8 protein-coding genes are annotated in these 13,300 nt (G+C 68.7%); 5 read left to right on the top strand and 3 right to left on the bottom strand.

Annotation, left to right across the window (positions count from 1 at the left end; genetic code table 11):
- Positions 1-12 precede the first annotated feature (12 nt).
- Positions 13-1,044 (top strand): alanine racemase, encoded by a 1,032-nt coding sequence (locus ACIQM4_RS11780; RefSeq protein WP_401589476.1) that lies wholly within the window; start codon positions 13-15, stop codon positions 1,042-1,044.
- Positions 1,045-1,099: 55 nt separating this feature from the next.
- On the opposite strand, the gene ACIQM4_RS11775 is transcribed toward ACIQM4_RS11780, so the two are convergent.
- Complete coding sequence (locus ACIQM4_RS11775) at positions 1,100-2,584, bottom strand: glycosyltransferase family 87 protein (protein ID WP_401589474.1); 1,485 nt, start codon at positions 2,582-2,584, stop codon at positions 1,100-1,102.
- A 240-nt stretch (positions 2,585-2,824) separates the two neighbouring features.
- Positions 2,825-5,551, bottom strand: a complete 2,727-nt coding sequence (locus tag ACIQM4_RS11770; RefSeq protein ID WP_401589471.1) for a transglycosylase domain-containing protein — start codon at positions 5,549-5,551, stop codon at positions 2,825-2,827.
- A gap of 388 nt (positions 5,552-5,939) precedes the next feature.
- Between ACIQM4_RS11770 and ACIQM4_RS11765 the strand changes: the two genes are divergently transcribed.
- The 3 genes from ACIQM4_RS11765 (at position 5,940) to ACIQM4_RS11755 (ending at position 9,251) form a co-directional block, all read left to right on the top strand.
- Positions 5,940-6,674: a helix-turn-helix transcriptional regulator gene (locus ACIQM4_RS11765; protein WP_401589469.1), complete on the top strand. Its 735-nt coding sequence runs from the start codon at positions 5,940-5,942 to the stop codon at positions 6,672-6,674.
- 49 nt (positions 6,675-6,723) lie between these two features.
- Entirely contained in the window at positions 6,724-7,806 is a 1,083-nt protein-coding gene (locus tag ACIQM4_RS11760; protein WP_401589466.1) for an inositol-3-phosphate synthase, read from the top strand.
- Positions 7,807-7,955: 149 nt separating this feature from the next.
- Positions 7,956-9,251, top strand: a complete 1,296-nt coding sequence (locus tag ACIQM4_RS11755; RefSeq protein ID WP_401589463.1) for an MFS transporter — start codon at positions 7,956-7,958, stop codon at positions 9,249-9,251.
- Between the two features lie 104 nt (positions 9,252-9,355).
- Here ACIQM4_RS11755 and ACIQM4_RS11750 read toward each other — a convergent pair whose 3' ends face one another.
- A complete protein-coding gene (locus ACIQM4_RS11750) occupies positions 9,356-10,798 on the bottom strand; it encodes a CCA tRNA nucleotidyltransferase (RefSeq protein WP_401589461.1) in 1,443 nt (480 codons plus the stop codon).
- A 185-nt stretch (positions 10,799-10,983) separates the two neighbouring features.
- On the opposite strand from ACIQM4_RS11750, the gene ACIQM4_RS11745 reads away from it, so the two are divergent.
- Positions 10,984-13,293 (top strand): DUF6049 family protein, encoded by a 2,310-nt coding sequence (locus ACIQM4_RS11745; RefSeq protein WP_401589458.1) that lies wholly within the window; start codon positions 10,984-10,986, stop codon positions 13,291-13,293.
- Positions 13,294-13,300 lie beyond the last annotated feature (7 nt).

The following is a 13,300-nucleotide window of genomic DNA, read 5'->3' as shown; positions in this document are numbered from 1 at the left end:
CCGGACCGGCTCATGGCGCTCACTCTTTACGTCGACACCGCGCGCTGGCGGGCGCACCAGAAGTCCGTGATCGAGCAGTTCCCCGGCCTGGTGCCGGTCTGCAAGGGCAATGGCTACGGCTTCGGCCACGAGCGTCTCGCGGACGAGGTGACGCGCTTCGGCTCGGACATCCTCGCTGTGGGAACGACCTACGAGGCGGCCCGGATCAAGGACTGGTTCAGCGGCGACCTGCTGGTACTCACCCCGTTCCGGCGGGGCGAGGAGCCGGTGCCGCTGCCGGACCGGGTGATCCGTTCGGTCTCCTCCGTGGACGGGGTGCACGCCCTGGTAGGTGCCCGGGTCGTCATCGAGTGCATGAGCTCCATGAAGCGGCACGGGGTGAAGGAGTCCGAACTCGCCCAGCTGCACGCGGCGATCGAGGACGTACGCCTGGAAGGGTTTGCACTGCACCTGCCGCTGGACCGCACGGACGGTTCGGACGCGGTCGAGGAGGTCATCACGTGGATGGACCGACTGCGCGCGGCACGCCTCCCGCTGCACACCATGTTCGTCAGCCACCTGAAGGCGGAGGAACTGGCGCGGCTGCAACAGCAGTTCCCCCAGACCCGATTCCGTGCCCGGATCGGCACGCGACTGTGGCTGGGTGACCACGAGGCGACCGAGTACCGGGGCGCCGTGCTGGACGTGACACAGGTGTCCAAGGGCGACCGGTTCGGCTACCGGCAGCAGAAGGCGGCTTCCGACGGCTGGCTGGTGGTCGTGGCGGGCGGCACGTCGCACGGGGTGGGCCTGGAGGCGCCGAAGGCGCTGCACGGGATGATGCCGCGGGCCAAGGGTGTGGCGCGGGCCGGTCTGGCGACGGTGAACCGGAACCTGGCCCCGTTCGTATGGGCCGGCAAGCAGCGGTGGTTCGCCGAGCCGCCGCACATGCAGGTGTCCATCCTGTTCGTACCGTCCGACGCGGCCGAGCCGAAGGTGGGCGAGGAGCTGGTGGCACATCTGCGGCACACGACGACGCAGTTCGACCGGCTGGTGGAGCGCTGAGCCGCACCACCGGACGCCATGTTTCACGTGAAACATGACGAAAGGCCGTCTGGGATCAGTCGGCCGCGGTGGTGGCGCCCTGCCCGGTTCCCCACTGGACACGAGGCCCTTGGACCTGCTGCGCCTTGTACGAGGTGCCGCGGGCGGAGCGGCCGATGGCGAAGACGTCCGGGGCTCCGTCCAGCACCCCTCCCGACGGGTCGTCGGAGCCGTCGCGTCGCACGACGTCCCGTTCGGGCAGCAGGATGTCGCGGACGACGACCGCACACACGTAGAGCGTTCCCAGCAGGTGCAGGGCGATGGCGAGCTGGTAGCCGTCGGTGGGCAGCCCCTGGTGCTTGTCGCCGCTGGTGGTGAAGGCGAGGTACAGCCAGATCCCGAGGAAGTACATGACTTCGCAGGCCTGCCAGACCAGCAGGTGGCGCCAGCGGGGGAGGGCCAGCGCCGCGAGCGGGACGAGCCACAGGACGTACTGCGGTGAGTAGACCTTGTTGGTGAGGATGAACGCGGCGACCACCAGGAAGGCGAGCTGCGCGAAGCGCGGACGGCGCGGGGCGGCGAGGGCGAGCCAGCCGATGCCGGCGCACATCAGAAGCATCAGCAGGGTGGCGTAAGTGTTGACGTCCTCGACCTCGAACGACTTCCCGGTGCGCTGCGTGATGATCAGCCAGAACGAGCCGAAGTCGACCTGCCGTTCCTGGCTGAACGTGTAGAACTTCTTCCAGCCCTCCGGCGCGAGGAGCATCACGGGAAGGTTCACCAGCAGCCAGGAGCCCGCGGTGCCCAGCAGCGCCGCACCGAACTCCCGCCACCTGCCCGCCCGCCAGCACAGCAGGAACACCGGCCCGAGAAGCAGTACGGGGTACAGCTTGGCGGCGGTGGCCAGTCCGACGAGGATGCCGAAGGCGAGCGCCCTGCCACGGGACCACATCAGCATCGCCGCGGCGGTCAGGGCGATCGCCAGGAGGTCCCAGTTGATGGTGGCGGTGAGGGCGAAGGCAGGCGCGAGGGCGACGAGGAGTCCGTCCCAGGGACGCCTGCGGTGGGTGCGGGCGACACAGACGGCGATGACGACGGCGCAGATCATCAGCATGCCGCAGTTGACCAGCCAGTAGATCTGCTCACGGTGCTGGAGGGTGCCGCCCGACGGGGTCAGCCAGGAAGCGACTTCCATGAACAGCCCGGTGAGGACCGGGTATTCGAGGAAGTTCATGTCGCCGGACAGCCGGTCGAAGTAGGGAACCAGGTTCTCGGAGAAACCCCGTCCGACGAACAGGTGCGGGATGTCGGAGTAGCAGGCGTGGGTGTACTGGGAGCTGGTGCCCTGGAACCAGGCCCAGTTGTAGCAGGGCAGTTTCTGCACCATGCCGAGGGCGAACATGCCGATCGCCGCAAGGGCGACCACCCGGACTGGGGTGAGCCGGCTGCCGCCGAGTCGGGCCCACCGGCCGATGGGCCCGCCGATGAGTTCACTCCCCGCGGCGGCGACCTCGTCCTGCCGCGTCGGTGGTACGGGCCGGTCCTCGTGCACGCTCGTCATGCGGGACATCCTGCCGTACCCGCCTGTGCGCGACGGAAAGCACGACCAGGCTCGGGGGGGCGCACAGTGCCTGCACGACAGAAAGAACGACCGCGAGCGCGCTCGGTGCGCGAGGGGCCGCCCGATGCCCGGGGGAGGGCGGCCGCACGGCCCGGAACACGGCAGAGGGCCGCCGCACCCGCGTACTCGGTGCGACGGCCCTGGTGGGCGCTCGGCCTCCGGCGTCCTACCGGTGGCCGCTCATCCGAAGATGCCGCCTCCGGTGTCGTTGCCGCCGTTGTCCCCGCCGGCGTCCTCGCCGCCGCCGGTGGTGTCACCGCCGGGGGGCTTGGTCTCCTCGGGCGGACGGCCCGGGTCCTGACCTCCGTTGTCACCGCCGTTGTTGGCTCCGCCGGCGTTGTTGCCCTGCTGGCACTCCCAGTCCCAGACGTCGCACTCCTCGCCACCGCCGGGGGGCTTCGTCTCCGCGGGCGGAGTGGTGGGGGGCGTCGTCACGGGCGGCGGCGTGGGCGTGGTCGTCTCGGACGGCGTCTCGGACGGCGTCACGGTCGGCGTGGGCTCCGGGCTCTTGGCGCCACCGCCCCACACCGTCTCGCCGATGGGCTCAGGGACGGGGAAGGTCCCGCCCTTCTCGGGCAGCACGTCCACCATGTAGTCGTGCCAGATCTGGGACGGGAACGAAGCTCCGTGGATCTTCTTCTCGCCACCCGTGCCGAACATCTCCAGGAACGCGCGCTTCTTGCTCTCCGCGTTGTCGTCCAGCCGGTACATGTCGATGGCGGTCGACAGCTCCGGCGTGTAGCCCACGAACCACGCGGACTTGTTGCCGTCGGTGGTACCGGTCTTGCCTGCCACGTCGCGACCCGGAATCCGCGCGTTGGAGCCGGTGCCCTTCTCGACGACGTTCTTCAGGACCTCGGTGACGTTGTCGGCCACGTTGGAGTCGATCGCGTCCGGCGTCGACTTCTGCTGGTGCTTCCAGAAGGGCTCACCGCCCTTCTTCACCTCCCGCACCGAGTACGGCTCGTTCTGCTCGCCACTGGCCGCGAAGGTGGCGTACGCACCGGCCATCCGGATGGCGCTCGGGTCGGAGATACCGATGGAGAAGGAGGGGTTCTCGCCCTTGGCCAGGCTGGAGTCCAGCAGCCCGGCCGACTTGGCCGTCTCCCGCACCTGCTTGATGCCGACGTCCATACCCAGCTGTACGTAGGGCGAGTTGGCGGACACCCGCATCGCCTCGCGGAGGTCGATCGGACCGTACGACTCGTGCCCGTCGTTGGTCTGGGACCACTCCTTGTCCTTCTCGTCGCGCCAGATCTCCCCGTTGTACTGCTTGATCTTGAGCTGGTCGTCACCGTTGTAGATGCTCTTGGGGGAGACCAGGGTGCGCTCGTCCATCCCTTGCTCAGCAGGCCCCGCGGGGTCGCGCTTGCCGTGCTGCATCGCCGCCGCCAGCACGAACGGCTTGAAGGTGGAGCCGACCTGGGCGCCGGTCTGGTCGGCGTTGTTGGTGAAGTGCTTGGTGGCGTCCGTGCCGCCGTAGACCGCTGCGATCGCACCGGTCCTGGGGTCGACCGAGGCGCCGCCGAACTGGACGTGGGTGTCGGTCTCGGGGCGCTTCGCGGGGTCGATCTTCTTGTCGTAGACGCTCTTCACGGCCTTCTCCAGCCGCTCCACCTTCTTCTTGTTGAAGGTGGTGTAGATGCGGTACCCGCCCTTGGAGAGGTCCTCGGCGTCGATGCCCCTGTCGTTCTTGTTGATGAAGTTGGCCTTGGCGAGGTCGACCAGGTAGCCAATCTGGCCGCTCAGCTGGGCGTTCTTCTTCATCGCCACGACCTTCGGGAACTCCCGGAACTTCGCCCGCTCCGCCGCGCTGAGGTGACCGTCCTTCACCTCTTCGTTCAGGATCCAGCCCCAGCGGTCCTCGGCACGCTTGCGGTTCTTGACCGGGGTGGCCTCCGGGTCGATGGACTCCGCGCCGGCCGGGTCGAAGTAGGTCGCACCCTTGAGCACCGCTGCCAGGAAGGCACACTCGCTCGCGTTGAGGTTCTCGGCGTCCTTGTCGAAGTAGGCGCGTGCCGCGGCTTGCAGACCGTACGCACCACGCCCGTAGTAGGAGACGTTGAGGTAGCCGGCCATGATCTCTGTCTTGTCGACCTCACCGCCCACCTTGATCGAGATCAGCAGCTCCCGGACCTTGCGCCCCAGGGTCTGGTCCTGTTCGAGCATGGAGTTCTTCACGTACTGCTGGGTGATCGTGGAACCGCCCTGGGTGTTACCGCCCTTGGCCATGTTGACGACCGCGCGCAGGATACCCATGGGGTCGACACCGGGGTCGTCCTCGAAGGACTTGTTCTCCGCGGAGATCACCGCGTAGCGCATGGCGGGAGGAATCTTGTCGTAGGCCAGCTCCTGGCGGTTGAACTCACCGCCGGTGGCCACCATGGGCTTTCCGTCGTCCCAGTAGTACACGTTGTTCTGCGCCGTGGCGGTCGCGTGCACCTTGGGGATGCCGACCATGGCGTACGCGATGCTGCCCGCCGCCATCAGCGCGCCGACGAAGCCGACGCACACCCCCACGACCTGCTTCCAGGACGGCACGAACCGCTGCCACCCGTGCTTCGTGGAGCGTGGGTAGTCGATGAACCTCTTCTTCTGCGGCCTGTCGCCCCTGCCGCGGCCACGCCCGGGGCCCTCGTCGCCACCCCGGCCGCCTCCGCCTCCGCCTCCCCGGCGTCCGCCGCCGCCACCGCCTCGCTGGGCGGCCCGGCGGGCCTCGGCCCTTCCTCCGTGCGGGCGTTCCTGGCCGTACGGAGCCTCCTGACTGTGCGCACCAGACGGCGCCCCCGCGGCGGGGCCGCGGGACGACGGGGCCGCACGGCGGCCTGAAGGTTGCTGGGCGGCTTTCCTGGCCGCGGCACGTCCGCCACCTTGCGGTTGCGGAGGCTTGCGACGGTGCTCGCTCATCGAACGACTACTCCTCGGGCAGGCGAGTTCGCCTGGAAGCGGCAGTTGAGTTCCGGTCCCCCCGAAATGCGGACGTGCCCTCCCACAGGCCAGCCCTTGCTACTCCCGGAAACACGACGCCCCCTTGCGTCACGCGGCTCCCGGTGTTTTGCATGCCGCACAGACTACGCAGGCTCAAAACCCTCCCAGTGCCGATGTTCGTCCCAAATCAGGCAAGTCGAGTCCCACGAATTGGTGATGTGACGCCGTTCACCATGCCTGGCCTTGTCGCGGGCGGACGGTCGTTCTATCGTCTGGATGTATCGAGTCGATACATCAGCCCGGCATAAGTTCGGCATAAGTGCTGGACAGCGGGCGGGACTTCACAGGAACGGCAGGGAGGCGAAGGATGAGCAGACGCTCCGGCATCCTCGAGTTCGCCGTTCTCGGCCTGCTCCGTGAGTCCCCGATGCACGGGTACGAGCTGCGCAAGAGGCTCAACACCTCGCTGGGCGTCTTCCGGGCCTTCAGCTACGGCACGCTCTATCCGTGCCTCAAGGCGCTCGTCGCCCACGGCTGGCTGATCGAGGAGCCGGGCAGCGCCCCCGAGGACGCGCTCGCCGCCTCGCTCGCCGGACGCCGCGCCAAGATCGTCTACCGGCTCACGGCGGACGGCAAGGAGCACTTCGAGGAGCTGCTCTCGCACACCGGCCCCGACTCCTGGGAGGACGAGCACTTCGCAGCCCGCTTCGCCTTCTTCGGGCAGACGGAACGCGAGGTGCGAATGCGGGTCCTCGAAGGGCGCCGCAGCCGGCTGGAGGAGCGGCTGGAGAAGATGCGGGCCTCCTTCACCCGCACCCGTGAGCGCCTGGACGACTACACACTCGAACTGCAGCGGCACGGCATGGAGTCCGTGGAGCGCGAGGTGCGCTGGCTGAACGAGCTGATCGAGAGCGAGCGGGCAGGCCGGGATCAGCGCCGATCCGACGGCGATCCCGGCTCCGGTCTGCCGCACGGCACCACGTCGTCCGGCAGCACATCAGGTGACCGCACAGCCGGTGACCGCACATCAGGTGACAAGGACGGCCTGCCCCGGCACCGGGGTACCACCCCGCCGGGCCCGTCCGACGACACCGCCAACTGAAGCCTGCACTCCGCAGGCCTCGTCGAGAACACACAGGGAGCAACCGTCAATGGGTTCCGTTCGCGTAGCCATCGTCGGCGTGGGCAACTGCTCTGCGTCGCTGGTCCAGGGCGTCGAGTACTACAAGGACGCTGACCCGGACAGTCGCGTGCCCGGTCTGATGCACGTCCAGTTCGGCGAGTACCACGTCAAGGACGTGGAATTCGTCGCCGCCTTCGACGTCGACGCCAAGAAGGTCGGTCTGGACCTCGCGGACGCCATCGGCGCCAGCGAGAACAACACCATCAAGATCTGCGACGTGCCGTCCTCCGGCGTCACCGTCCAGCGCGGCCACACCCTCGACGGCCTGGGCAAGTACTACCGCCAGACCATCGAGGAATCGGACGCGGCCCCCGTCGACGTCGTCCAGGCCCTGAAGGACGCCCAGGCCGACGTCCTGGTCTGCTACCTCCCGGTCGGCTCCGAGGACGCCGCGAAGTTCTACGCGCAGTGCGCCATCGACGCCAAGGTCGCGTTCGTCAACGCCCTTCCGGTCTTCATCGCCGGCACCAAGGAGTGGGCGGACAAGTTCACCGAGGCGGGCGTCCCGATCGTCGGTGACGACATCAAGTCGCAGGTCGGCGCCACCATCACGCACCGCGTCATGGCGAAGCTGTTCGAGGACCGCGGAGTGCGCCTGGAGCGCACCATGCAGCTGAACGTCGGCGGCAACATGGACTTCAAGAACATGCTGGAGCGCGACCGCCTGGAGTCCAAGAAGGTCTCCAAGACGCAGGCCGTCACCTCGCAGATCCGCGACCGCGACCTGGGTGCCGACAACGTCCACATCGGCCCGTCCGACTACGTGGCCTGGCTCGACGACCGCAAGTGGGCGTATGTCCGCCTTGAGGGCCGTGCGTTCGGCGACGTTCCGCTGAACCTCGAGTACAAGCTCGAGGTGTGGGACTCCCCGAACTCCGCGGGCGTCATCATCGACGCCGTGCGTGCCGCGAAGATCGCCAAGGACCGTGGCATCGGCGGCCCGATCCTGTCCGCCTCCTCGTACTTCATGAAGTCCCCGCCGGTGCAGTACTTCGACGACGAGGCCTACGAGAACGTCGAGAAGTTCATCAAGGGCGAGGTCGAGCGCTAAGCTCCGCCACCGTTTCCACGAGGAGGGGCCCCGGACAGCAGCTGTCCGGGGCCCCTCCTCGTCACCTCCCGGCAAGCCGCAGGCATCACCGGAACATCCATGCCCGCCCGGCCCCCACCTCGCAACCACCGTGTGTGACCCTTGCTCGCATGTCCGTCGTGCGTGATCTGCGGGTGCTGCTGCGCCTGCCCGACTTCCGGCGCCTGCTGAGCGTGCGGCTGCTCTCCCAGTGCGCGGACGGCGTCTACCAGGTCGCCCTGGCCGCGTACGTGGTCTTCTCTCCCGAGAAGCAGACCTCGCCGGCGGAGATCGCCTCCGCGATGGCGGTGCTGCTGCTCCCGTACTCACTCGTCGGCCCGTTCGCCGGGGTCCTGCTCGACCGTTGGAACCGCCGCCAGGTCTTCCTGTACGGCAACGTGCTGCGCGCGGCCCTCGCCGCGTGCACGGCACTGCTGATCGTGGGTTCCGCTCCCGACTGGATCTTCTACGCCTCCGCCCTGTCGGTCACCGCAGTCAACCGCTTCGTCCTGGCCGGGCTCTCGGCCGCCCTGCCGCGCGTCGTGGACACCGAGCGTCTGGTGGTCGCCAACTCGCTCTCGCCCACAGCCGGCACCCTCGCCGCCACCTTGGGCGGCGGACTCGCATTCGGCGTACGGCTGCTGGGCCCGGACTCCGACGCCGTGGTCGTTCTCCTGGGCGCCCTGCTCTACCTCGGATCGGCACTGGCCGCTCTGCGCATGGGCCGCGATCTGCTGGGCCCGGAACCCGAGTTGAGGAAACCCCGGCTGGGCGCGGCGCTCGCCTCCACCGCCCAAGGACTGCGGGACGGACTGCGCCACCTGGCCGTACAACGCTCCGCTGCCCGCGCCCTGGCTGCGATGACTGTGCTGCGCTTCTGCTTCGGCGCACTGACGGTGACCGTGCTGATGCTGTGCCGGTACGCGTGGGCCGATACGTCCGCCCGGGGTGACGGCGCTGACGGGTTGGCGCTGTTGGGGCTCGCCGCGGGAATCTCCGGCGCCGGGTTCTTCGCGGCGGCGCTGCTCACCCCGTGGGCAACCGCGCGGCTGGGGCCGTACGGCTGGACGGTGCTGTGTGCCGCGTCGGCCGCCGTCCTCGTACCGGCGCTGTGGCTGCCGTTCTCACCCGTACCGGTCCTGGCCGGTGCCTTTTTCCTCGGCCTCGCCACCCAAGGCTCGAAGATCGCCACGGACACGGAGGTGCAGTCCTCCGTGGACGACGCCTACCGGGGCCGCATCTTCTCGCTCTACGACGTGCTCTTCAACGTGGCGTTCGTCGGCGCGGCGGCCACGGCGGCCCTGGTACTGCCGCCGGACGGGCGTTCGGCAGCCCTGGTCTGTGCAACCGCGGCGCTCTACGCGGGGGTGGCACTGGCACTGGCCCGCTGGAACCGGCTCGCGCGAGGCGGACGATGTTTCACGTGAAACATTCGCGGCCGCCAACCACCAGGGCTGGGCGTCGTTTCACGTGAAACACTCCCGGTCGCCGACCCCATGGCCAGGAGTGATGTTTCACGTGAAACATCGGCTCAGTCCTGGGCCGCCCACCACTCCTTGAGCGCTGCGACTGCCTCGTCGTATCCCATCGGCCCGTTCTCCAGGCGGAGTTCGAGCAGGAACTTGTAGGCCTTGCCGATCTCGGGCCCGGGGCTGATACCGAGGACCTCCATGATCTGGTTGCCGTCCAGGTCGGGCCGGATGGAGTCCAGCTCCTCCTGCTCCTGGAGCTGTGCGATGCGCTCCTCCAGCCCGTCGTAGGCCCGTGAGAGCGCGGTCGCCTTGCGCTTGTTGCGGGTGGTGCAGTCCGAGCGGGTCAGCTTGTGCAACCGCTCCACCAGCGGGCCGGCATCCCTGACGTACCGGCGCACGGCCGAGTCGGTCCACTCGCCCGTGCCGTAGCCGTGGAAGCGCAGGTGCAGCTCCACCAGCTTCGACACGTCTTTGATCATGTCGTTGGAGTACTTCAGCGCGGTCATGCGCTTCTTGGTCATCTTCGCGCCGACCACCTCGTGGTGGTGGAAGGAGACCCGGCCGTCCTGCTCGAAGCGCCGGGTGCGCGGCTTGCCGATGTCGTGCAGCAGTGCGGCCAGCCGCAGCACCAGGTCCGGCCCGTCCTCCTCCAGATCGATGGCCTGCTGGAGAACGATCAAGGAGTGCTCGTAGACGTCCTTGTGCCGGTGGTGCTCGTCACTTTCCAGCCGCAGTGCGGGCAGCTCGGGCAGCACGTGGTCCGCGAGGCCGGTGTCGACGAGCAAGGAGAGACCCTTGGCCGGGTGGTCGGAGAGCAGCAGCTTGTTGAGCTCGTCACGCACCCGCTCGGCGGAGACGATCCCGATCCGCTCGGACATCGCCGTCATCGCCGCCACCACCTCGGGGGCCACCTCGAAGTCGAGCTGCGCGGCGAACCGGGCCGCACGCAGCATCCGCAGCGGGTCGTCCGAGAAGGAGTCCTCCGGCGTCCCCGGCGTGCGCAGCAGCTTCGCAGAGAGGTCGTCGAGGCCGCCGTGCGGATCGACGAAATCCTTCTCCGGGAGGGCGACCGCCATCGCGTTCACGGTGAAGTCGCGGCGGACGAGGTCCTCCTCGATGGAGTCGCCGTAGGACACCTCGGGCTTGCGCGAGGTCCTGTCGTACGCCTCGGAGCGGTAGGTCGTCACCTCGATCAGATAGCCGTCCTTCTGCGAACCGACGGTCCCGAAGGCGATCCCCACCTCCCACACGGCATCCGCCCAGGGCCGGACGATCTTCAGTACTTCCTCGGGACGGGCGTCGGTGGTGAAGTCCAGGTCGTTGCCGAGCCGGCCCAGGAGCGCGTCCCGGACCGAGCCGCCGACCAGGGCCAGCCGGAAGCCCGCCTCCCGGAATCGGCGGGCGAGGTCGTCGGCGACGGGTGAGACCCGCAGCAGTTCGCTCACTGCGCGGCGCTGCACCTGACTCAGGGCGCTGGAGTTGTCTTCGTTGGCGTTCGGCACAACAGAAAAGGGTACGTGCCCCCGCCGGGCGGAGTGTCATCGTTTTCGCGGGGCCCTGAGAGACTCTTCCGATCATGTGGCGCAGTCCGCGGCACTTCGCCGTGGCGCGCATCGTTACCATGCGTGGACGCAGGAACCGGACAACCATCAACGGCAGCCAACGACGACGAGGGACGGGCGAGCGCGTGGCCGAGGCGGCAGACTTCCAGGGGATGACTCCTTCTCCTGCCCGCCGATGGGTAAGGCGTGCGGCATCCCTCATGGCCGGTGCCCCGCTCCTGGTCGGCCTGGCGGAGCTCCCGGCAGCCCCGGCGGCGTACGCGGCGACGGAGGCGTCGGGGTCGCGCACGGTCGATGTCTCCCTCGACTCGTTGACCCCCAGTGCCCCGGTCAAGGACGACACCGTCACGGTGTCGGGGACGGTCACCAACAAGGGCCGGGAGACCATCACCGAGGCCAGGGTCGGGCTCGGCGTGAGCAGCAGGCTCTCCGGCCGCACCCAGATCGACGCGGCCGCCGCGCGCAGCGGCTACTCCGCGGGCAACGAGCCCCAGGAGCTGGAGACCTACGTCGTCAAGATCCCGAAGCTGCCGTCCGGCGTCAGTACGGACTTCAGCCTCGCCGTCCCCGTCGACAAGCTGGGACTGGAGGACGCGGGCGTGTATCAGCTGGGTGTGACGCTCTCCGGGAAGTCCGCCGGGCAGGGCGCCGAGCGGGTGCTGGGCGTCGAGCGGACCTTCCTTCCCTGGCAGGACGACGGCACGAAGCAGAAGACCCAGCTCACCTACATGTGGCCGCTGATCTCCACGACCCGGCTGAGCGCCGAGACGGGATCGGACGAGCAGCAGACCCCCGTCTTCGAGAACGACGACCTCGCCAAGGAGCTCGCCCCCGGCGGACGGCTGGGACAACTGGTCTCGCTCGGCAACGAGCTCCCGGTGACCTGGGTCATCGATCCCGACCTGCTCGCCACCGTCGACGCGATGGTGAAGGGCTACACGGTCAAGGACAAGGCGACCGGCGTCAACGTGCCAGGCAAGAGCCAGGCAGTGGCCAAGCAGTGGCTGAACTCGGTCGAGAACGCCGTGAAGGGCAAGAAGGTGGTGGCGCTCCCCTTCGCCGACCCCGACCTCGCTTCCCTCGCCCACCGCGGCAAGAACGTTCCCGGCTCCCTGAACCAGTTGCAGCGGGCCACCAAGGCCGCCGAGATCACCGTGGACTCGACCCTGCACGTCAAGGCGTCCACGGACTTCGCCTGGCCGATCGACGGAGCCGTGGACCCCGCGATCATGAACACCGCCACCTCGGCCGGCGCCCACAACGTCATCGCCCGCAGCGACAGCCTGCGCGAGATCCGAGGGCTTCCGTACTCCCCGACCTCCGCCCGCCCGATCGGCGCCGGCCGTACCGCGATCGTCGCCGACGCCCGGTTGTCCACCGCCTTCCAGGGCGACATGTCCAGGGCGGAGAACTCCACGCTGGCCGTCCAGGAGTTCCTCGCCCAGACGCTGGCGCTGACCCAGCAGGACGAGGACAGACAACGCAGCACCGTCGTCGCTCCGCAGCGCATGCCGAGCGTCACCCAGGCCCAGACGATGGCCTCCGCCCTGCGCGCCCTCGACTCCCAGCGCTGGACCGAGCCGCTCGACCTCGTGGCCGCCGCGAAGGCCAAACCGGATCCCGACGCGACCACCCAGGTGCCCGGTTCCGCCGCCTACCCCGGCACACTGCGCGACCGGGAGCTCCCCACTTCCGCCTTCGAGGACATCAAGGCGACGCAGAACACACTCGACCACTTCAAGGTGGTGCTGACGCGCCCGGAGCGGGTCGTCACCCCGTTCGGCAATGCCATAAACCGCGAGATGTCGACGTCCTGGCGCGGCCACGACGTGGCGGCGGGCATCTACCGTGCGGACGTCCAGCGCTATCTGTACGACCTCACCAGCGAGATCACCCTGATCGAGAAGTCGACCGCGACCCTTTCGGGGCGAAGCGCGACGATCCCGGTGACGGTGCAGAACAAGCTCGTGCAGGACGTCCACCACCTGGTGCTGCGCCTCCAGTCCACCAAGCCGACCCGGCTGAAGCTCGGCGAGGGCGAGGGCAGCGCGGTCACCGAGCAACCGATCAAGGTCAGGGGCGGGCACAGCCAGTCCGTGAAGATCGCGACGACCGCGAACGCCAACGGCAAGGTGCCGGTGGTCGCCCAGTTGTTCACCGAGGACGGCACTCCGTACGGGCCGGAGATGCGTTTCACGGTGAAGGTCAACGAGGTCACCCCCACGGTGATGCTGGTGATCGCCGGCGGCGTGCTCCTCCTCGTCCTGGCCGGAATCAAGATGTACTCGCAGCGCAAGCGCTCGGCGGCCCGCGGCGAGGCGCCCGAGAACGGCGCTCCCGACGGTGGGGACCCCGAGCAGCCGAGTGACCCGAACCCGGACACCGGTCCGGAAAGCGGGGAGCCTTCGGCCACGGGTGAGAAAGTGGACCGTTGAGCAAGGA

This window comes from Streptomyces sp. NPDC091272, assembly GCF_044757485.1.
In the GTDB taxonomy this organism is placed as follows: Bacteria; Actinomycetota; Actinomycetes; order Streptomycetales; family Streptomycetaceae; genus Streptomyces.
This window is presented reverse-complemented; position numbering and strand designations above follow the sequence as displayed.

Coding starts and splice junctions, on each gene's coding strand:
- ACIQM4_RS11780 (WP_401589476.1), top strand. CDS start 13: ATGGCGCTCACTCTTTACGTCGACACCGCGCGCTGGCGGGCGCACCAG.
- ACIQM4_RS11775 (WP_401589474.1), bottom strand. CDS start 2,584: ATGACGAGCGTGCACGAGGACCGGCCCGTACCACCGACGCGGCAGGAC.
- ACIQM4_RS11770 (WP_401589471.1), bottom strand. CDS start 5,551: ATGAGCGAGCACCGTCGCAAGCCTCCGCAACCGCAAGGTGGCGGACGT.
- ACIQM4_RS11765 (WP_401589469.1), top strand. CDS start 5,940: ATGAGCAGACGCTCCGGCATCCTCGAGTTCGCCGTTCTCGGCCTGCTC.
- ACIQM4_RS11760 (WP_401589466.1), top strand. CDS start 6,724: ATGGGTTCCGTTCGCGTAGCCATCGTCGGCGTGGGCAACTGCTCTGCG.
- ACIQM4_RS11755 (WP_401589463.1), top strand. CDS start 7,956: ATGTCCGTCGTGCGTGATCTGCGGGTGCTGCTGCGCCTGCCCGACTTC.